The sequence below is a fragment of the Lacticaseibacillus pantheris DSM 15945 = JCM 12539 = NBRC 106106 genome, assembly GCF_001311175.1.
Taxonomy (GTDB): Bacteria; Bacillota; Bacilli; order Lactobacillales; family Lactobacillaceae; genus Lacticaseibacillus; species Lacticaseibacillus pantheris.
On record NZ_BBAI01000029.1, the window covers coordinates 1 to 21640 of the forward strand.

Consider the following 21640-nt stretch of genomic DNA (forward strand, 5'->3'; position numbering starts at 1 on the left):
AAAGCCGAAGCTCACCAACCTGACCAACGCTGCCGTTGGCCACTACCCAACCCGGTATTATCCGTACTAATATGTGTTATAATTACTCCATCAAAAAAACTGAGGTGAATCAAAATGGCTGAACCGATTCGAATCGCTTACCTGTACGAAGATTTAATGAACACTTATGGCGATAGCGGCGACGTAAAGATTCTCCGTTACCTGCTGGAAGAACGCGGCCACGCGGTGCAAGTCGACAACGTTAGTCTTGACCGGCCGTTTGATGCCGATCAGTACGACTTTGTTTTCTTTGGCGGCGGACAGGACTACGAGCAGACCGTTGTTGCTAAGGACATTGGCCGACTCAAAGGTACGTTAACTGATTACATTGAGGCGGGGCACCCGATGCTGGGTATCTGTGGTGGCTACCAATTTTTGGGCACCAAGTACGAAATGGTCGACGGGACCACGATTGATTGTCTAGGCATTCTGCCATTCCACACGGTTTTCCGTCCTGAATCCCGGATGATTGGCGATACCAAGTACGAAACTGACTTTGGCACCGTGACGGCATTTGAAAACCACAGTGGTTGCACCTACTTTGACGATACGGACAAGCTACGTCCGTTCGGTAAGATGGTCGAAGGTTTCGGTAACAATCCTGAGGAAGGTGTCGAGGGTGTGCGGTACAAGAACACCTTTGGCAGTTACTCACACGGTCCGTTGCTGCGGAACCTGAACGTTGCTAAGGCGTTCGCTGACATGATTGAAGCACGGCACGAGCAACGGCTCAACGTTGCAGTTCCGGCTTAAGGTAGTAATAATGGTTCGTAGTTGTTGCGGGGCGCAAGCTCAGGCAATGGCTGCGAACCCTTTTTGTTACGCGTGAAACCATCCAAACGTCGCCGCCTATGGGTTGTTAAAGCGGCGTGGGTGGGCTAAAATTGAACGTGACGTGAAACGCGATAGTGTTCCACAATTATCAGCGCAAAAACTGCGTTGTATCGGGTTATGATGATATTTTTTTTGAGATGAGGAGACGCGATGAACCCAGAAGAATTTGCCGCCGCACTGGCGCAGTCCGGCGTTGAGCTGAGCGACGCACAACGGGCACAGTTTGCGGAGTACTATACATACTTGGTGGCGGAAAATCAGAAAATGAACTTAACCGCCATCACTGACGAGGGGGACGTGTACCTAAAGCACTTCTACGACTCGGTCACCCCGCTGCTGGCCTTTCCGCAGTTGCGAACGGCCACGCTGACGGTTTGTGACGTGGGTGCGGGCGCTGGTTTCCCGTCACTGCCAATGAAGATACTGAATCCCAACCTGGAAGTGACCATCGTTGATTCACTCCAGAAACGCATCGATTTTCTTGACCGACTTTGCCAGCGACTGCACCTCAAAGGGGTACACCTAGTGCACGCGCGCGCTGAGGAATTCGGCCGTAAGCAGTCACCAGACCGCGAGTCGTTCGCGCTGGTCACTGCGCGGGCGGTCGCCGCACTGGATGTGTTGGCAGAGTTGTGCCTGCCGCTGGTCCAACTTGGAGGCCAGTTCATCGCCATGAAGGGCATGCAGGGAGCCAACGAGGTGGCGCAAGCAGACAAGGCCATCAAAATTCTTGGGGGTCATGTGGTTGACGATCGCGAATTGACGCTACCCGTCGAGGAGGCACCACGTCACCTGGTGGTCATCGACAAGGTTGTCAGGACGCCCAAGAAGTATCCCCGTAAACCCGGGACACCAGCAAAACAACCAATTGGGGGGCAATAACCATGGCATTCAACTTTTTTTTAACCGTAAGAAGTCTGACGATGAGACCGTCAAAAAGCTTCCTACAGACGCAATCGTTCCGAACCGCTTCCAACCACGCAAAGTGTTCCAGGAAGAGGCACTGAACGAATTAGCTTTGACCATTAAACAGCATGGGTTACTGCAACCAATCGTTGTCCGCGAGTACGATCCGGGCCGCTACGAGATTATTGCGGGTGAACGCCGCTTTCGGGCGGTGACCACACAATTGGCCTGGACGGAGATTCCTGCCATTGTGACTACGATGGCTGATGATGAATCCGCCGCGATGGCTTTGATTGAAAACTTGCAACGTGCGGACTTGTCACCCATTGAGGAGGCACAAGCGTACTCCGATTTGATGAGCCAAAACGCCATTACCCAAGAGGGCATTGCCCGCCGGTGGGCAAAAGCCAATCGTTCGTCGCGAATAAGCTACGGCTGCTGAAACTAAGTCAGCCCGTCCAGGCGGCCATCATGAATGGTTCCATCACCGAGCGGCAGGGCCGGGCAATGTTAAAGCTGGATGACCACCAACAGCAGGATGTGCTTAACCAGATTGCGGCTGATCGTTTGAACGTCAAGGAAACCGAGGCTTTGGTTCAGTCCATTTTGGCCCCAGCAGAGGCGGACGAGCCCGCCGAAGAACAGGGCGACCAACCTCAGGCGAAGACGCCGGCCAAGAAACCGCGGCGCCGCACCGCTTTGAACGCGGACACCCGGGTTGCTGTTAACACCATTAAGAAGTCGCTCAAGATGGTCCAGCAAGCGGGTATGGATGCATCCATGCGCGAAGAGGATGCCGATGGGGTGCACCGCATCATCATCGAGATTCCGGATCAGCAGCAGGCCGAGGTCACTAAGAAGGCGGCCAAGGCCCAGCCCAAGGCAACTAAAGCGGCCAAGGACTAACCAGCGGCTGATACTGGTAACGACAAGAGACAGTTTGAATTGGAGGTTAACATGGCACACGTAATTGCGGTGGCAAACCAAAAGGGCGGTGTGGGTAAAACCACGACAACCGTCAACCTGGGGGCGTGCCTGGCAAATGCCGGCAAGCACGTTTTGATAGTGGATGCGGACGCCCAGGGTAACGCAACTAGCGGCGTGGGTATTGATAAGCCCCGCGTCGAAAAAGATATTTATGATGTCTTGGTGGATGAAGAACCCATTACCTCCGCAATCCTACACACGGACCACGAAGGGCTTGATATTGTACCCGCAACGATCCAATTAGCGGGCGCCGAAATTGAGCTCACCTCGCAGATGGCACGGGAAATGCGCCTAAAGTTAGGGTTACAACCAATTCGTGCGGATTATGATTACATTCTGGTTGATTGCCCCCCGTCTTTGGGTCAGCTAGCCATCAACGCGTTTACCGCGGCCGACACTATCCTGATTCCGGTGCAAAGTGAGTATTACGCCCTAGAAGGTTTGAGTCAGTTGCTCAACACCGTTAAGTTGGTGCAAAAACACTTTAATCCCGATTTGGCGATTGAAGGGGTGTTGCTGACCATGTTTGATGCCCGGACCAAGCTGGGTAACCAGGTCATCACGGAGGTACGTTCCCACTTTGGTGATAAGGTGTACCATACCGTTATTCCGCGCTTGACGCGTTTGGCGGAGGCACCGAGTTACGGTCAACCCATCGTCGACTTTGACCCCAAATCGCGGGCGGCGGAAGTTTACGAAGATTTAGTGCGGGAGGTGCTGGCAGCTCATGGCGAATAACAAGAACAAAAAGGGGCTTGGTCGCGGAATTGATGCAATTTTCAGCAATTTCGAGGATCAGGAACCGCAAACAGATAGCGTATCCGAAGTACAACTAGATCAAATTCGGCCCAATCCGTACCAGCCCCGGCGTACGTTTAACGAGGACGCCCTCAACGACTTGGCCAATTCCATCAAGGAATCAGGGGTCTTCCAACCCATTATCGTGCGCGAGAGCGTGAACGGGTACGAAATCATCGCGGGCGAGCGGCGGTACCGGGCGTCCAAGATGGCTGGTAAGGCTACCATTCCGGCCATCGTCCGCACCTTTGATGACGAAGCCATGATGGAAGTGGCGGTCCTGGAGAACCTGCAGCGTGAGGACCTGTCGCCAATCGAAGAAGCGCGGGCCTACGACACTTTGATTAAGAAATTGAACATTACCCAGGCCGAAGTCAGCAAGCGTCTCGGCAAGAGTCGGCCGTACATCGCGAACTATTTGCGGCTGCTATCCCTGCCAGAATCCGTTAAGCGGTTGGTGGATGCGGGTGATTTGTCCATGGCCCAGGCCCGGAGCCTGCTGAGTTTGAAACGCAAGTCGCAGATTGTCCCGATGGCGCGGAAGACTGTCAGTGAGGGCTTGACGGTCCGTCAGCTGGAAAAGTTGATTGCGCGGGCCAACGCGAATGGTCAGGAGCCAACTAAGGGGTCACGGAAGTCCGCTAAGTCACCATACGTGCGTGCGAGCGAGAACCAGTTGGGCGACCGGTTTGGCACCAAGGTTAACATTGAGCAGACCAAAAAGGGTACTGGCAAGATTGAAATTGACTTTGAGAGTGAAGCAGACCTTAACCGTGTGTTAGCATTACTAGATGTAAACCTCGATTAAGGAGTAGGAGGTACCGCATGTACGATTTACACGATATCGTGGAAATGAAAAAGCCGCATGCTTGTGGAGCTAACAGCTGGGAAATCATCCGTATGGGTGCGGACATCAAGGTTAAATGCCAGGGATGTGGCACATCGTGATGATGAGCCGCCGCGACTTTGAAAAGCGGATGAAGAAAATCCTGCAGCACGCGGAGCATGATCAGGACGCTTAGGCGTTGTGGGGTTTGTTACTAGTACAGCCAAGATTACCAAGAGAAAGTAGGAATATTGCAAATGTCACTTACAGCCGGAATCGTCGGGTTGCCGAACGTCGGCAAATCGACCCTGTTTAACGCAATTACGAAGGCGGGGGCCGAAATGGCCAACTACCCGTTTGCGACAATTGACCCAAACGTGGGGATGGTCGAGGTGCCAGATAGTCGTCTGGCCCGCATTGACGAGCTCATCCCAGCCAAGAAGCTTATCCACACCACCTTTGAGTTCACCGATATCGCGGGTATCGTGAAGGGTGCCAGCAAGGGTGAAGGTTTGGGAAACAAGTTCTTGGAGAACATTCGCCAGGTGGACGCGATTGTCCACGTGGTGCGGGCGTTTGACGACGATAACATCACCCACGTGAACGGCAAAATTGACCCGCTCGACGATATGGCTACGATCAACATGGAGCTGGCGATTGCCGATTTGGACAGCGTAACGAAGCGTTACGCCAAAGTGGAGAAGACGGCGCGGGCACACGACAAGGAAGCGGAAGCAGAGTTTGCCGTGTTGAAGAAGATCAAGCCAGTGCTGGAAAACGGCGACCCGGTTCGGAGCATCGACTTTGACAAGGAAGAGCTGAAGATTGTTAAGGGGCTGTTCTTGTTGACGAGCAAGCCGGTGCTGTACGTGGCTAACATTGCCGAAGACTTCATGGCCAATCCGGACGAGAGCCCGTACATGGTGGCCATCAAGGAACAGGCGGCTAAGGAAGGCGCGGAGGTGATCGCGCTGGCAGCCGAGGCCGAGGAAGAGATTAGTGAGCTGGATGATGACGACAAGGCGGATTTCTTGGCCTCGGAAGGCGTGGATGAGTCCGGTTTGGACAAGCTGATTAAGGCGAGTTACCACCTGTTGGGGTTGGCAACGTTCTTCACGGCTGGTGGTAAGGAGACGCGTGCGTGGACGTTCCGTCGGGGGATGAAGGCGCCGCAGGTTGCGGGGATTATTCACTCGGACTTTGAGCGTGGCTTCATTAAGGCGGAGACGATGTCGTTTGAGGACCTGGATAAGTATGGTAGTGTGGCGGCGGTACGCGAGGCGGGCCGGTTGCGGCAAGAAGGTAAGGAGTACCAGGTTCAGGACGGAGATATTATTGAGTTTAGGTTTAATGTGTAAGAGAGCGGAGCCCCGCGGGTAGAAACTGGAGCGTAACTTGCTACGGCGGTGAAGCCCGGGTTTGGCTTCATTGCGTAGCGGGTTATGCGCAAGTTTCTGCGGGGCGCAGCTCGTTTTAGAAGCAGAGAGCGGAGCAGGCCGTTTAGAAAGCAGAGTATAAGCTGGTACGGACGGGAAGCCCGCACTTGGCTTCCTGTTCGTACCAGCTTATACGTCGCTTTCTGGCCTGCGCAGCTCGTTTTCATACGCAAGAGTAACGCGGGTAGCACCGCCCTCGCAACACATAAATAGCGCATCATAATGACATGAAAGTAGGGTAAATCAGTGGCAAAACAAGCAAAACAGCAAGCACAGCAACCGGCAGAACTGGAGCAAACGGTTGACGAGATGCTGGCGCAGCTGACAAAGAAAAATGCGGAGTACGTCGTTAAGTTCCGGCGTTCGATGAAGGACAGTGGCGCGGATGAGGCAAAGGAAACTGACGCCTTGAAGAAGATGCTGCCCGAGATGATTAAGGGCCAACAGGAAGGCAAGCCTGCAACCCAGTTATTTGGTCCCGCCGTTGAGGGTGGGAGTAAGGCCGCAACGGCGCGGCCCAAGGATCCCATTCAGCAGCAACCGTTTTGGATTTCTACGGCTGATCTGGGCTTTACGTTCCTGGCCATCTTTGCGGTACTGTACGGCCTGATTGGTAGCTTCTCAAAGGTCTCTTCCAACCAGGGCGGCGGATTTGCCTCACTGGTAATCATGTCGTTTGTTGCGGCGCTGGTATTTACGTACTACACCCAGTGGAGCCTGACACCCAAAGGCGAGCGGCCTAAGTTCTGGTTTATTGCCATTGGTGGGATTATCCTGATAATCTTTGCGTCGCTGGCATCGTCGTACCTGACGATGGTCAAGTCGTTCCTGACATCACCAATGAACAACTGGGGTCTGTTTATCCTGGCGGTCATTGCTTACGGTGTGCACTACCTGCTGAAGTCACGTTACCACCTGCGTAGTTTCTTTGCACCATTACCACGTCAGTAATAGTATCCATTTGAAAACAACAAGGGCCGCAACCAGTTTGGTTGCGGCCCTTGTTGTCGTACGGATTGATACCAATATTTATTGATGCATAATTGAGTGATGATGATTGTTGTAACAATACGCACAAACGGCCGTTTTGTAATTAACGGATATTGCTGATATGTCGGCACTTAATGCCACAACCTGGCGGATGATAGATTTATTTATAACCAATATATAGTTATTGATTGCTGGTCCCCGTAAAATAATAGTTAAGTGATACTCAAAAAGATACGGGGGGAATCGGTATGATAATTATTCAACAGGTGCTGAATGATAATGCGGCGATGGTCACAATGACCGACCACCGGCAGGCTATTGTTTACGGGCAATCGTTGAAGCGGCAACATCAACGTGGTGACCGGCTGTGGGCGCGTCAAATCGAGCGGATCGACTACCTGGACCTGCATACAAGCAAAACTACGTTGCACCGGGTTTTGCAGGAGCTGCCGTTACCAGTAGTCACTACCACCTATGAAGTGTTGGCGATGGCTAGTAGTACTTTGCACATGTGTTTTGCCGATTACCAGTACGCAACGGTTGCCGCCTATATCCTGGATGTATCCGACCAAGTATCCGGGGGCACCTTTCAGGCCCCGCACTCTTACTTGCCTGTGGATCGTTACCCACTGGAATTTGCCGTGGCACAGCGGGCCTTTGCCATCATTCGGGAAAATTTAGGTGTGTCCTGGCCTCGGGCGGCGGTGCGGACGCTCGCCCAGCAAATGGTTCCGCGACCGAGTGACCGTTCACGGGCCACACTGTTGGACGACCGCCAGGTTAGGACTTTAAATCAAAGTATTGTGAGCACGCTACGGGACCAAGGGATGATGCGGACACCAGTAACGGCGAACGCTTACGACCGGTTGCTAGTGCACATTCAGTATTTAGCTGACAGACAACGGCAACGTGCGGCGTTAGTTTACGGTGAAGTTGTTGACATGATGAGGGTTTTTGAACAGACATACCCCAAGGCCGCAACTATTGCCCGGGAAATATTTGCCCTAGTTATTGAACAACTCGGGGGAATGGTCAACGAATGCGAGTTGTTGTACCTCGCGTTACATGTTCAAAGGGTCACGGGCGAAGCGGGTAGGGTTGGCCGGTCGGCAGGATGACAGTCTGTTATTAAAAATGCAAGTAACACTGTTGACAACTTTAGACATTGGATGCGGGAGTCAAAATAGTAAAAGAGACTACGTTTTTTTTAATAATAAAGCGTTTACAAATAATATTGTAAGCGCTACACTAACTTTGTCGATAGGAATATTAGTGAGTGTTACTGTTAAGTCAGGCATGATCACAAACCAACGGCGCTAATGCGCTCGGTTTGTGGTCTTTTTTTATTACTCTTTTTAGGGACGGAGATGAGAGGAATGCTACGCATAGCCCAAGTACTTAATCACAATGCTGCTTTAGTTAACATTGATGATCATCGAGAAGCAATTGTGAAGGGGAAGGGTGTGGCGTTTAACAAGAGGAAAGGTGATCCAGTTGCGGCCGACCGAATCGAAAAAAAATCTTGTACCTCAACACTGCTACTGCTCAGGAAAATTTAGACTTATTACTCAAGGATATTCCTATTGATATTGTGACGACCACCTATGAAATTATCGATATGGCAAGGAACAAATATCATGTTCGCGTTCTTGATTACATCTACATCACTCTTAGTGATCATATTTTTGGAGCGTATAAACGTGTACAGTCGGGTACTTACCAAAAGAGTATGGTTCCAGATCTAAGCCAGCATTATCCCGATGAATACTCCGTATCTTGGGATGCACTGAACATTATCAGGAGAAATTTACGCGTGAGCTTTCCTGATACCGAAGTAAGAAGTCTAGCGCTGCATTTTATTAATGCGTCGGGTGATGAGACAAGCGATAAAGAGACGGAATTTGGAAAAACGACCACCGAAATGGTCAACAACATTGTTTTACAAGTCTGAATCAGCACGGAATTTATCGCTCTACGGCTAATAGCAATTACTATGACCGCTTCATGATTCATTTGCAGTACCTCGTGGAAAGAATCAAGCGGCTAGAAACCGATCAGGCACAATTGGCTCCAGAAGTTGAAGCTGATTATCAGCGAATGTATCCGCAATCCTATGCAATTGGTCTGGAGATTTTCCAGCAAATTAAACAGGAACTCTTTGCCGGTATCAGTGATAATGAACGTCTGTATTTCATTATTCATATTCAGAGATTACTTGGTGAAGAGCCACAAAAAAAATTTTAAGGAGTGATTATGATGGCTACAAAGGAAGAAATTTCAATGACAGGGTTTGCGATTGTTGCTTATGCGGGTGATGCTAAAACTGCGTTGCTGCACGCACTTGATAATGCACGTAAGGGCGAGTTTGATAAAGCCCGTGAGCTAGTTAAGCAGTCTGAGGAGTCAATTAACGATGCACATAATGAGCAAACACAATTATTAAGTAAGGAGGCCGGTGGCGAAAATATGGATGTCACCTTCATTATGGTCCATGGTCAGGATACATTAATGACCACAATGTTATTGAAGGATGAAGTCAATTTCTTTATCGATGAATATGAACGTATTGCCAAGGTTGAGAAAAAAATTAGGGCTCGCAGAAAATGTCTAATCCACTTGTCAAAGCCAAGGAGGTTTGGTTATGAACTGGATTGTTAAACAAATTGAGAAAGCCCAGCCGTTTTTTTAAGAAATTGTCAGCAAATATATACTTGCAGGCAGTTCGTGATGGGTTTATCTCATTAATGCCTATTATTATCTTTTCTAGTATCTTTATTCTGGTTGCAGATGTACCAAATATTTGGGGCTTTTACTGGCCGACGGGAGTCAGCGACTCCCTGAATAAGGTATATAACTTTTCCATGGGTGTATTGTCCCTGATGGCCGCGGCCAATGTCGCTAGAGCATTAACGCGTAGTAAGAATGTCCGTCTCCCTAAGGTTGATCAAATGCCAGAGGCGGCGGTGATGTTTGGCGCACAAATTAGTTTCTTACTAGTTGCAGTCGATCCGTTTACTAACAAGGAAGGATTGTATTTTAGTACAGCATATATGGGTACTAAGGGATTAATCTGTGCCTTTCTAGTTGCCTTTATTGTTCCGAATATTTACTACCTGTGTTTTAAGCACCATATCACGATTAAATTGCCTGAACAGGTACCACAAAATATTTCTTCAGCGTTTACGAACATTATTCCATTTGCTTTCTCCACAACATTTTTCTGGCTATTCGATGTAGTATTCCGGACCTTAACTCACACTAACCTGGCAGCGTGGATTATCCAGGCGTTATCACCGTTATTCACTGCCGCTGATGGGTATGCTGGACTAGCAATCGTGTATGGTGCCATGGCATTCTTCTGGTTTATCGGTATCCAAGGCCCATCAATTGTTGAACCAGCCGTTACCGCTATTTATTTAACTAATGTTGAGGCTAACTTACATGCGTTTCAAGCGGGTGCGCATGCAACCAATATCCTTGCACAAGGAACACAATATTTTGTTGCCACTATTGGTGGTACTGGTGCGACCCTTATCATTACGTACATGTTCGCGTTGATGTCAAAGTCTAAGGAACTCAAGGCTGTTGGTCGAGCTTCGGCAATTCCAGTCTCGTTTGGGGTGAATGAACCGATTTTGTTTGGGGCTCCATTAATCCTAAACCCCATATTTTTCCTACCGTTCATAATTACACCAATCCTGAACGTGTGGTTGTTTAAGTTCTTTGTTGATGTGCTAGGCATGAATGCCTTTATCTATAACCTACCTTGGACTACTCCAGGTCCAATTGGGCTGTATATGGGCACTGGCTTTGCAGCTCTATCCTTGGTATTAATTGCGGCTATATTGGTGCTGGATTTTGTGTGCTACTATCCGTTCTTCAAGGTTTACGATGCACAAAAAGTGGCAGAAGAGGCGTCCTCGGGTGCTGATACAATTGAGCCCGAGAAGAATAACGATGCCCCTGTGGCCGTTGATAGTGGCGCAATACCATTAAGTATTACTAAGGACGGTAAAGATCTTAACATTTTAGTTATTTGCGCTGGTGGTGGTACAAGTGGAATTCTGGCCAACTCTTTAAACAAGATGGCAAAACAAGACGATCTGCCAGTAGAAGCTGCGGCTGCAGCTTACGGTGCACATGGCGATCTGCTACCGGATATGGATGTCGTTGTTTTAGCACCACAAATGGACGCAATGCGTGACTCATTACAGGCTGAAGCCGATAAGGCGGATGTAAAGATGATTACTACTACAGGCAAACAGTATATTGATTTAACTCGCCATGCAGATAAAGCACTAGACTTTATCGTTAATAGATTAAAGGGTGTCGATGGTGCTGTAGATAGTGGGCATACTCCAGAATCTCCGGCAGCAGTCTAATGAAAGGGGAAAATCAAATAATGTCAGACTTACTAAATCGAGTAACGACTTTACCGCGAGGATTCGTTTGGGGTGGCGCCACTGCGGCGTATCAAGTTGAAGGGGCGACCAAAGCAGATGGTAAAGGCAAAACGATGTGGGACGACTATCTAGAAGAGCAGGGGCGTTTTTCTCCTGATCCAGCTAGTGATTTTTACCACTTGTATCCAACTGATATTAAACTAGCTCAGGACTATGGCCTGAATGCGGTAAGGGTTTCCATTGCGTGGACCAGAATATTTCCACAAGGATATGGTGAGCCAAATGAAAAGGGCGTAGCTTACTACCATAGACTATTTAAAGAATGTATTGATCACGGAGTAACGCCTTACGTGTCACTACATCACTTTGATTCTCCCAAGAACCTGTTTGATGCTGGAGATTGGCTTAACCGGAAAAATATTGACCACTTTGTGGACTACGCCAGGTTTTGTTTTACTGAATTTACAGAGGTTAAGAACTGGTTCACGGTGAACGAGTTAATTTCATTAGCATTATCGCAATATGTTGCTGGTAATTTTCCGCCAAATCATCATTTTGACATTAGTAGTGCTATTCAAGCAGAGCACAATGAATTACTTGCTCACGCCCGTGTGGTTAATTTGTATAAGTCGTTAAACCTAGATGGTCGTATTGGGCTGATACATGTTCTGCAGCCAATTTATCCGATCACCAATACAAAGGAAAATCAGCACGCTGCTGATTTGTACGATGCGTTTATTAATCGCTTCTTGTTAGATGGTACTTTCCTGGGCGAATACTCTGACGAAACAATGGCATTGATTAATGAAATTTTGTCGAAGAATGATGCACATCTGGATATTCAGAGAGATGACATGGAAATTCTTAAGGCGGCGTCAACAAGGAATGATTACTTTGGCTTAAACTATTATCAATCTCAATTTATTCAGGCATATGATGGACCTAGTGGTAACGAGTTTAATGGCACAGGAGAAAAGGGCACGACGTCGTTTAGCTTTCACGGCGTAGGTCAGTTGGTGCCAAAGGCTGGAGTTCCCACAACTGACTGGGATTGGAATATTTACCCAGAGGGGCTTTATGACATTCTCAAGCGGGTTGCTAGGGAATATCCTAACAGTCATACAATTTATATTACTGAGAATGGACTCGGCCTTAAGGAAGAGTACAACGGCGAGGACATTATTCAGGACGATAAAAGAATTGATTATATTGATCAGCATGTCGACGCTGTTTTGAGAGCCCGGAGCGAAGGCGTTGATGTACAGGGTTACTTTGTTTGGTCGTTGCAGGATCAATTCTCTTGGGCGAATGGCTATAATAAACGATATGGTTTGTTTTATGTTGATTTTGACACACAGAAACGCCACGTAAAAAAAGAGTGCCCAATGGTTTAAGGCGCTCGCTGATACTATGTAGATTCGATTATGAAGATCACCCCTTTGAACGTAGCCGCATTGGCTACGTTTTTTTTGATAGTATGAATACTTTGAATAATTGCAGTGCTTTTGGGGATGATGGTTCCGATATAGTATGTGACGGTACTAGGGATGATGCAGTCTTTATACTTTGTTTTTGAAGTTGCCCATGACTTTTGCTGAACTGAATTAGGTGCCAAGTTTCATGTGCCTGGCTAAACGGAAGTCCATCTATGAAGCTAAGACGTAGTTAACAGAACGATTAAATCCGCGCCATAATCCGCTAATGTTCGCTTCTAGCCGCTTAAATAACGGGCATAATTGCCAAGCGGGTGTTAAGGTGCTAAACTCACTACAATTCTAAAAAAGGTAGGTTAATAAATTGACTAATTGGGATACCAAGTTTGAGCGGCGTGGGTTTACGTTTGATGATGTCTTGTTAATACCAGCTGAGAGCCACGTGCTCCCAAATGAAGTCGACTTATCCGTGGACCTGGCGGACAATATTCACTTGCACATCCCAATTATCAGCGCGGGGATGGACACGGTCACCGAAAGCGCCATGGCGATTTCCATGGCGCGTCAGGGTGGCTTGGGGGTCATCCACAAGAACATGTCCATTGAGCTCAGGCCGAGGAAGTGGCGATTGTAAAGCGCGCAGTCAATGGTATCGTGGGCAAGCCCTTCACCGCAACGGCAGATCAGACCGTCTCGGAAGCTGCTGCGACTATGGATGCGGAGCACATCAGCGGTGTTCCCATCGTCGCGGGTAAGGATGATAACCATCTGGTCGGAATCCTCACCAACCGGGATTTGCGCTACGTCGCTGACCGAAACGTACCGATTGCGGACGTGATGACCAAGGACGTAGTGACCGCTCCGGTAGGTACAACTTTGGAGCAGGCAGAGGCACTCTTCCAAGAACACAAGATTGAAAAGCTGCCATTAGTTGATCAAAACGGCGAGTTGGCGGGTCTGATCACCATCAAGGACCTCCGTCAGGTGACCCAATTCCCGAACGCCGCTGTTGATGCACAGGGACGGCTATTGGTTGCGGCCGCGGTTGGCGTGACCAGTGATACCTTTGACCGTGCCCAGGCGCTCCTCGACGCCGGGGTGGACGCAATTGTGATTGACACCGCTCACGGCCACTCCGCTGGGGTGCTGCGCAAGATCGCCGAGATTCGTTCTCACTTCCCTAAGGTGACGCTGATTGCCGGCAACGTGGCGACGGCCGAAGCGACCCAGGCGCTGTATGATGCCGGCGTGGACGTTGTCAAAGTGGGGATTGGTCCCGGTTCGATTTGTACAACCCGTATCGTTGCGGGTGTTGGCGTTCCCCAGTTGACTGCCGTTTATGACGCTGCCAGTGTGGCGCGCAAAGAGGGCAAGACCATCATCGCTGACGGTGGGATTAAGTACTCCGGGGATATCGTCAAGGCCCTGGCCGCCGGTGGTAACGCGGTCATGCTGGGATCAATGCTGGCCGGTACTGATGAAGCCCCAGGCCAACTGGAATTCTTTAACGGTCGTCGTTACAAGACGTACCGGGGGATGGGTAGCCTGGGCGCCATGGAAATGGCCCACGGCTCCTCTGACCGGTACTTCCAGTCTGGTGTGAACGAAGCGAACAAGTTGGTACCAGAAGGTATCGAGGGCCGCGTGGCTACAAGGGTTCCGCCGGTGACGTGTTGTTCCAGATGATTGGTGGTTTGCGTTCCGGGATGGGCTACGTTGGTGCCGCCGACATCAAGAACCTGAATGACAACGCTCAGTTTATGCAAATTTCTAACGCCGGGTTGCGGGAAAGTCACCCACACGACGTTCAGATTACCAAAGAAGCACCTAATTACAGCGTCAAGTAACGATATTGAATCGAGGTGCGTGCCCAAAGGTGCGCGCCTTTTTTTATTCGGTCGGCGTGACGGCGGATTAACGCACTGATGTTATTTACACGTCTTTGATGGTGTGCCATACTATGCCTAAAACGGAGGGCGGTTATGGCGTATCAGGTTGATTTGAAGGATGTTTCTAAAGTTGGTTTAACCAGTTCGCCGGTGGCATCGGCGCTAGCGGGGTTACGGGCGAATGAAGCGCGTTATTTTTGGAACAAGTACAAAGTGCCGTTTATCACGTACCCTGCCAGTGAGCAGCCGGCGATTGTGGATTACGTTAATACCGTATTGGCGGAGCGGGATATCACAATAACGGCACAGCCGTTGGAGGTTGCGCAACCGCCCGTAGATGGGACTGACTGGACGTACGTAATCTATGCGAATGGGTTGTGTGTGAATGTGCTGTACGAGCAGGCCGCAGGTGGTAAACGGGCAGTCGGATTCAAGCTCAGCGACGGTATGGACGTTCCGGCATCGCTGGCGGATAAGTTTAAGTTCGTGCGGCAGAGAAGCAAGCTGGCCGGTACGATTCGCGGTAGCTACTTTGTGATTAAGGGTGAATACAGTACGCCGGCAATTCAGTAATGGACCGCGGACGGAGTTGTTTTTGCTATAATGGTTGGGTAAGCATAAACATCCGGGAGGTCCAACAGCATGTGGATCTGGCTATTTAATTTTTTTCTTCCATAACATGTTATTGCGCGAGATTGTACTCGTAGTTTTAATGGTATGGGTCATCATTCGTTTTTACCACGAGTATATGCGTGCGGCTAACAGCCGGAGCGATCGGGTTCGCCGCTTTGGGACGCGTAATATTGTCCTGTACACCCGCAAAGTGTTATTGGCGCTGGCAATTATTTTTGCGCTAGTCATGGTGTACGACCGCGTTTTGCCACACTGGGGTATCGGTGCGGAGCAGGCGCTGACGGGCAGCGATGCGATTGTGACGAGTAGCAGCAAAGTGGCGCAGAAGTCCAGCAAAAGTACCAAGGCTAAGTCTTCAAGCAAATCCAGTCGTAGCGTGGTTGCTAAGTCGAGTAGTAAGTCGAAGAGTAGCACTAAGAAGTCGAGCAGCAAGCAAAGTAGTGCGAAGAAACGTGTGGCTAAGAAAAGTAGTCAGAAGGCCTCCAGCAAGTCTAGTAGCGCTAAGCAGTATACGCGTGGTAGCAAGGCCACTGCGGTAGCGATTGTGAAGCAGTACTTCAAGAAGCATCCACACCAGAAATCGAGTGATATTGACACCTTTAAGTATGCAGGTAAGACGACGGCGTACGACCAGGTTGCCTACCAAGTTGGCGGGTACGCTAAGGGCAGTACTGAGATGTTACACTTATTCTACGTGTACGAGGATGGCCGTATTGCGACGGTTTATTAACCTAAACTGAATGAGTAGGCGGTCACTAACCGTCAGCGGGGGCCGCCGTGTTGGCTCCCGCTTTGCTTTTATGCGGGAGGTTTATAGAATGCAGACCTAGGCTTGGATGGGTTGAGATGCTACGTGGCTCCTTTTGCAAGGGACTGTATGGGAATGCTACTGTGTTCGCGCGTTAGTTGTGCGTATGAAAACGAGCTGCGCCCCGCAAAAGCCGCCACGTAAGGCAGTTCGGCAAAAGGACCAAGAACGGGCCCTTCCGCCGAACCGCCTTACGTTCTGGCTTTTACCCGCGGGGCTCCGCTCTCTAAACGAGCTACGCAGGCCAGAAAGCGACGTATAAGCTACTAGCACCAAAAGGCCAAGTACGGGCCTTCCGGCGCTAGTAACTTATGCTCTGCCTTCTAAACGGCCTGCTCCGCTCTCTAAACGAGCTGCGCAGGCCAGAAGACGCCGCATAAGCAACTCTAACCAAAAGGCCAAGCCCGGGCCTTTCGGTTAGAGTTACTTATACTCTGCCTTCTAAATGGCCTGCTCCGCTCTCTCTTCACTTAAACTTATCCTAAGCTCCCCCCTATCCGTAGCATTGCCGCACCATTCTGCTAGAATCAAACTATAAAAGTGTTTCGATAAGGAGCCAAATTAATTATGAAAATTCTGATTGTTGATGATGATAAAGAAATCGTAGAATTGCTGAGCATTTACGCCACTAACGAGGGCTACGAGCCCCTCACGGCATACAGCGGCAAGGAGGCCATTACCAAGTTGGCCACCAATCCCGATACCGCTTTGATGATCCTGGACATTATGATGCCGAACATGTCCGGTATTGACGTGGTCAAAGAAGTCCGCAAAGATAGCCAGATTCCGATCATTATCGTGTCGGCAAAGACTGCCGACATGGACAAGATCCAGGGCCTCATCACCGGTGCCGATGATTACGTCACTAAGCCCTTCAACCCGCTGGAAGTAATGGCCCGGGTGAAGAGCTTACTGCGTCGTAGCGAAGGCCAGGTACAAAATAATGCGCCTGACGCTCTGGAAGTTGGTCCGCTTAAGATTAACAAGGATAGCCACGAAGTAATTACTTTGACCGGTAAGCAAATTCAGCTCACCGCACTGGAATTTGGCATCCTGTACTTGCTGGCTAGCCACCCGAACCGCGTTTTCTCCGCGGATGAGATTTTCGAGCGGGTTTGGCAGCAGGAGTCAATCGTGTCGGCGAAGACCGTCATGGTGCACGTTTCCCATCTGCGCGACAAGATTGAGGAAGCCACTGGCGGCGAAAAGGTCATTGAGACCGTCTGGGGTGTCGGGTACAAAGTCGAAGCCTAAACGATTTACGCTGGGGTTGTGGCATGATTCTGTGGGGTACGCGGACCGTTGTGTTGGCGTAGCACGGGTGTCTGCCACGACCCCTTTGATTGAGGGAGAAGCATATGGGCGAAAAGATCCGCCTAACCGCGAAGGAAAAATCTGAATTACTCATTGAGGGTGTCGTCACCGTCATCTTGCTGTTGCTGCTGAACTTTGCCATCGTCGTGATGATCAACCAGATGATTGCTAGTAGCCCGCAGTGGCAGGAGGCCATCTTCACCATCAAGAGTACGCTGGCGTTTGGACCGGAGCACAGTTGGCACCTGTGGAGTTGGGAGAACCTCTTCATCGGCATGATGGGCGTGGCGGACGCCATCGTGGTTTACTGGCGGCTGATTCGGCGTTACCACCAGATGCAGATGCGGCACGTCATCAGCGAGTTACACTACATTGCGGACGGACACTTGGACACCGGATTCACCTGGCCGTCAACTCGGACCTGCAGCGGGTGGTTGATAGTATCAACGCGCTAGTAGAGTCCACCGTGGAGTCGATGAACGAGGAACGGCGGATTGAGGCCAGCAAAGACGAGCTGATTACCAACGTGAGCCACGATATTCGCACGCCGCTGACCTCAATCATCGGTTACTTGGGCCTGATTGAGGACAAACAGTACCATTCGGAGGACGACGTGCAAAAGTACGTCCATACGGCATACTTGAAGTCTAAGCAAATGAAGGTGCTGGTTGAAGACCTCTTTGAGTACACCAAGGCCCGCCAGACAACCACCAAGATGAACGCACAACGCTTCGACATGGCGGCGATGCTCGACCAGTTGGCCGCCAGCTTCGAGTTGGAGGCCGAGAAGCGGCACATCGAGTTTATCGTGGATAGTGACCCGAAGCCGCTCATGATGGAAGCCGACACCGACAAGCTCGGCCGGGTTTTCAATAACTTGATTGTGAACGCGTTGAAGTACGGTAAGGGTGCACAACACATTTACCTCAATAGTGAAAAAAAATTGGTAACGAGGTCGTGGTGCACGTCTCGAACGATGGCGCAGAAATTCCCAACGATTCACTCAGCCAGTTGTTTGACCGGTTTTACCGGGTGGAAGAAAGCCGTTCCCAGGAAACCGGGGGCTCCGGGTTGGGCCTGGCCATTGCGCAAAGTTTCGTGACTTTGCATGGTGGGTACATCTACGCGGAATCCAGCCCGAAATTGACTAGTTTTGTGATCCATTTGCCGTTGCGTATCGGGGAGCAGTTGGCCCATAATGGAAAACAGGGTTTAACGACGAACACAAGTGCCGCAACACCGGCTGGTGAAGCGCATTAACGTCGCCGCACATTTTGGTGCGGATACATATTCCGTCGGTTAGACCCGTAAATTGTAATGAAAGATGGAGATTTAAAACGATGAAGAAATTTTTCAAAGTGGTTGTGGCACTGTTGGCGGCGATAACGGTGGCCAGTGTAGTGGCGCCGGCCGCGACCACCCACGCTGCGACTAGTGTCGATATTGACGCTTCTGCCGCAATTGCGATTGACGCGGATAGCGGCAAGATTATGTACGCCAAGAACGCTGACCAATCCCTGCCGGTGGCGTCAATGTCCAAGCTACTAACGGTTTACTTACTCCGTCAGGCCATTAAGCAGGGCAAAGTTAAGTGGACGGATACCATATCACCAAGTAAGTCCATGGCTGCTTTGAGCCAAAATCGGGACCTCTCCAACGTACCGCTGCGGACCGACGCAAAGTACACGGTGAAGGAATTGTACCAGGCAACTTTGATTTACTCCGCGGACGCGGCGGCGATGATGCTGGGCGACGTGGTTGCTGGTAACCAGACGAAGTTCGTTAAAATGATGAACACCCAGCTTCAAGACTGGGGCATCAAGGACGCTACGATTGTGAACGCCAACGGGCTGAACAACAGCGACTTGGGTAGCAACATGGTTGCGGGTACGGGTAAGGATGCCGAGAACAAGATGAGCGCAAAGGATATGGCAATCCTGGCGCGCAACTTGTTAAAGGACTATCCTGATGTTCTCAAGACCACCAGCATCACCAAGGCCACTTTCCGTAAGGGCACGAACGACGCGACCGATATGGACAATTGGGACTGGATGTTGCCGGGCTTAGTTGCCAGTTACTCGAAGCTGAAGGTTGACGGTTTGAAGACCGGTACCAGTGATGCGGCGGGTGATTGTTTTACTGGGACCGTGAAGATTAACGGTATGCGTATGATTACCGTTGTGTTGCATGCTAATGGATCCGGGACAACGAAGCGCTTTGTGCAGACCGCCAAGCTGATGAGCTACGTGGTGCACAACTGGCAGACCGCTACCCTGGTGAAGAAGGGTGAGTCCGTTAAGGACCACAGTACGGCGACCGTTGATAAGGGTAAGGACAAGACGGTGGCCATTAGTACTAGCAAAGCGTTGAAGACGGTGGTCCCAACGGGCACTACCAGCGCTGATGTGACTAAGACGTACACGAGCAAGAAGCTGTCGGCGCCAGTGAAGAAGGGTGCGACGGCGGGAACACTGAACGTGAAGGTTAAGGGCGATAGCCTAGGCTACGTTGACGGCAACAGCGGTCGCGTAGCGGTGACCACCAAGACGGCGGATGCGAAGGCCGGCTTCTTCCGGTTGTTGTTCCGCGGTATCGGCGAATTCTTCAGCAACTTATTCTAACCACCACAGCGCTTCGGGACTCGTGTCCTGGGGCGCTTTTGTTTCGCCGTAGTAGCGGTTGGTGGGTACGAACACGCGGGTGGGGTTTGGGGCTGCGGCTTACGTGCCCTACGCCGTGATTGCTACAGTAGTGGTTGACGGCAGCGTAGGCCGGCCCGGTGAGCTGCGGCATACGTGGGGTGCTCCATGGTAATCCACTGCTAGGGCGAAACCTCCAACTCACCAAAACCGGGTGAGTTTCCGGTGCGATTTCGAGCCCATCCGGAGGCCCACCGGCTGGTCTCGAAACTCGTCGCGCCGTACGTCACTGCGTTCCTACGGCGTTACACCCCGGCAGTGGTTACCATTCCGACCCCACACGCCTCCGCTCACCGGGCCGGCCGACGCGGCCGCACGCTACTGTGTAAGTCATGGCCAAGGGCACGATGCCCCCCAGCTACTACCCGAGGTTTCCGTTATATAGTGGCAGGGTTACCATTCAGCCCCGTCTCTGCCGCGGCCTGTCGGTACGAGGTATGAGTTTAGCAAACCATCGACTCCGAAGTTACAGCTAATCAAAATGGATGGTTGAGGTACATTGGCGGACTTTATAGCTTGGATGAACATTCTTGTACTTCCGTTAAGGCTTTAGTTCGCTTGACATGTGTAGAACCAACACTTCTGAATTCGATGTTCTTGCTAGGAGCGTGGTCAATACGCAAGTGTGGTTCTGGCCGGTGGGGGTGCTGTGGGGTACGGAGACGACTGGACCCGGAACGGTGACCGCTGTTAGGGGCTTGCCGCTGTAAGAGCGTAGCGATGTACAGCGCGACGAACTTAGAGACTGGCTGCCCGCTCTTGGCAGGCAGGCTCTAAGTCGCACCGGAAACCGCGGTTTTTGCGGTTGGAGGTTTCGCCCTAGCAGCGGTCACCGTGGAGCGGTCCACCAAGTCGCAGTACCCCGCAGCACCCCCGCCGGCCAGAACCGCCACCTGTGGCTAGGCGTACACAAAGCGTGAGGCTCTCAGCACCGGTCGGGGGGAACGGCCGCTCAACCGGAGCCACTACGCCAGTACGATCAGCCACTAGCAGCGGTCACCGTGGAGCGGTCCACCAAGTCGCAGTACCCCACGGCACCCCCACCGGCCAGAACCGCCACTCGAAACCACAACCCACGGGAACATTAAGATTTGCTAGTAAGGACTTGCCACCAGTCGTAGCTTGTTGCACAATCGACGTACTAATAAGGGAAAGGTAGATACAGAATGGACTACTTCGACATTACGCCGAATGGAATGCACCACCTACACACAGAAATTGAACGGCTCAAGGCGGCCCGCCCCGCACTGATTGCGCGCGTTGCGGCAGCTGCCGCTTTGGGTGACCGCTCCGAGAACGCCGAGTACACCGAATCAAAGCGCGAGCTGCGCCACCTGGAAAGCCAGATGCGCTACATGGATAAGCAAACTCGTTACGGCGAGGTCGTCACACCCGTGGACGATGATGAAGCTACTTTGGGCAAGACCGTCGAGCTATTGTTTGACGATGATGAGGAACCGGAAACTTACCAGCTTGTTGGCCCCGCCGAGGCTGACTTTGCTCCAAACAACCTTACCAGTGCATCCCCCCTGGGACAGGCCATCCTACACCACCACGTCGGGGATAGTTGCACGGTCGCTGCGCCCAATGGTGAATACGTTGTCAAACTTGTAGCGGTGCGGTTAACTCCGGGTATGCTATAATC

14 protein-coding genes and 6 pseudogenes are annotated in these 21640 nt (G+C 50.9%); all 20 read left to right on the plus strand.

Features of this window, described 5'->3' with window-relative positions; translation table 11 throughout:
• The first annotated feature begins 114 nt into the window (after positions 1 to 114).
• The 20 genes and pseudogenes from JCM12539_RS09035 (at position 115) to greA (ending at position 21638) form a co-directional block, all read left to right on the plus strand.
• Positions 115 to 792 carry a type 1 glutamine amidotransferase gene (locus JCM12539_RS09035; protein ID WP_054650866.1) on the plus strand — a complete coding sequence of 226 codons (678 nt, stop codon included), beginning with the start codon at positions 115 to 117 and terminating at the stop codon, positions 790 to 792.
• A 231-nt stretch (positions 793 to 1023) separates the two neighbouring features.
• The gene (gene rsmG, locus JCM12539_RS09040; protein WP_054650868.1) at positions 1024 to 1755 is read left to right on the plus strand and encodes a 16S rRNA (guanine(527)-N(7))-methyltransferase RsmG; all 732 of its coding nucleotides are present in this window, start codon (positions 1024 to 1026) and stop codon (positions 1753 to 1755) included.
• 7 nt (positions 1756 to 1762) lie between these two features.
• Positions 1763 to 2685 (plus strand): annotated as a pseudogene (gene noc / locus JCM12539_RS09045) (nucleoid occlusion protein).
• 51 nt (positions 2686 to 2736) lie between these two features.
• Positions 2737 to 3504 carry a ParA family protein gene (locus JCM12539_RS09050; RefSeq protein ID WP_054650870.1) on the plus strand — a complete coding sequence of 256 codons (768 nt, stop codon included), beginning with the start codon at positions 2737 to 2739 and terminating at the stop codon, positions 3502 to 3504.
• A complete protein-coding gene (locus JCM12539_RS09055; protein WP_054650872.1) occupies positions 3494 to 4372 on the plus strand; it encodes a ParB/RepB/Spo0J family partition protein in 879 nt (292 codons plus the stop codon). The genes JCM12539_RS09050 and JCM12539_RS09055 overlap by 11 nt, the downstream gene beginning before the upstream one ends.
• A 17-nt stretch (positions 4373 to 4389) precedes the next feature.
• Positions 4390 to 4586 (plus strand): annotated as a pseudogene (locus tag JCM12539_RS09060) (DUF951 domain-containing protein).
• 61 nt (positions 4587 to 4647) lie between these two features.
• Positions 4648 to 5748 carry a redox-regulated ATPase YchF gene (gene ychF / locus JCM12539_RS09065; RefSeq protein WP_054650874.1) on the plus strand — a complete coding sequence of 367 codons (1101 nt, stop codon included), beginning with the start codon at positions 4648 to 4650 and terminating at the stop codon, positions 5746 to 5748.
• 324 nt (positions 5749 to 6072) lie between these two features.
• Entirely contained in the window at positions 6073 to 6777 is a 705-nt protein-coding gene (locus JCM12539_RS09070; protein WP_054650876.1) for a DUF1129 domain-containing protein, read from the plus strand.
• 287 nt (positions 6778 to 7064) lie between these two features.
• Positions 7065 to 7934 (plus strand): PRD domain-containing protein, encoded by an 870-nt coding sequence (locus JCM12539_RS09075; RefSeq protein WP_054650878.1) that lies wholly within the window; start codon positions 7065 to 7067, stop codon positions 7932 to 7934.
• A 258-nt stretch (positions 7935 to 8192) separates the two neighbouring features.
• Positions 8193 to 9060: pseudogene (locus JCM12539_RS15280) on the plus strand (PRD domain-containing protein).
• A 12-nt stretch (positions 9061 to 9072) separates the two neighbouring features.
• Entirely contained in the window at positions 9073 to 9474 is a 402-nt protein-coding gene (locus JCM12539_RS09085; RefSeq protein WP_082405447.1) for a PTS lactose/cellobiose transporter subunit IIA, read from the plus strand.
• 53 nt (positions 9475 to 9527) lie between these two features.
• On the plus strand, positions 9528 to 11198 hold the full coding sequence (locus JCM12539_RS09090; RefSeq protein WP_369396097.1) for a lactose/cellobiose PTS transporter subunit IIB: 1671 nt from the start codon (positions 9528 to 9530) through the stop codon (positions 11196 to 11198).
• Positions 11199 to 11218: 20 nt separating this feature from the next.
• A pseudogene (gene lacG, locus JCM12539_RS09095) lies at positions 11219 to 12635 on the plus strand (6-phospho-beta-galactosidase).
• 381 nt (positions 12636 to 13016) lie between these two features.
• Positions 13017 to 14499 (plus strand): annotated as a pseudogene (guaB, locus tag JCM12539_RS09100) (IMP dehydrogenase).
• Between the two features lie 135 nt (positions 14500 to 14634).
• Entirely contained in the window at positions 14635 to 15114 is a 480-nt protein-coding gene (locus JCM12539_RS09105) for a DUF8821 family protein (protein WP_054650882.1), read from the plus strand.
• A gap of 175 nt (positions 15115 to 15289) precedes the next feature.
• Positions 15290 to 15904, plus strand: coding sequence for a hypothetical protein (locus JCM12539_RS09110; RefSeq protein ID WP_156302161.1), 615 nt, complete (start codon positions 15290 to 15292; stop codon positions 15902 to 15904).
• Positions 15905 to 16549: 645 nt separating this feature from the next.
• On the plus strand, positions 16550 to 17236 hold the full coding sequence (gene croR, locus JCM12539_RS09115; protein WP_054650885.1) for a response regulator transcription factor CroR: 687 nt from the start codon (positions 16550 to 16552) through the stop codon (positions 17234 to 17236).
• A gap of 104 nt (positions 17237 to 17340) precedes the next feature.
• Positions 17341 to 18556 (plus strand): annotated as a pseudogene (locus tag JCM12539_RS09120) (sensor histidine kinase).
• Positions 18557 to 18636: 80 nt separating this feature from the next.
• Positions 18637 to 19917: a D-alanyl-D-alanine carboxypeptidase family protein gene (locus tag JCM12539_RS09125; protein WP_054650887.1), complete on the plus strand. Its 1281-nt coding sequence runs from the start codon at positions 18637 to 18639 to the stop codon at positions 19915 to 19917.
• A gap of 1244 nt (positions 19918 to 21161) precedes the next feature.
• Positions 21162 to 21638 carry a transcription elongation factor GreA gene (gene greA, locus JCM12539_RS09130; protein ID WP_054650889.1) on the plus strand — a complete coding sequence of 159 codons (477 nt, stop codon included), beginning with the start codon at positions 21162 to 21164 and terminating at the stop codon, positions 21636 to 21638.
• Positions 21639 to 21640: the final 2 nt, after the last annotated feature.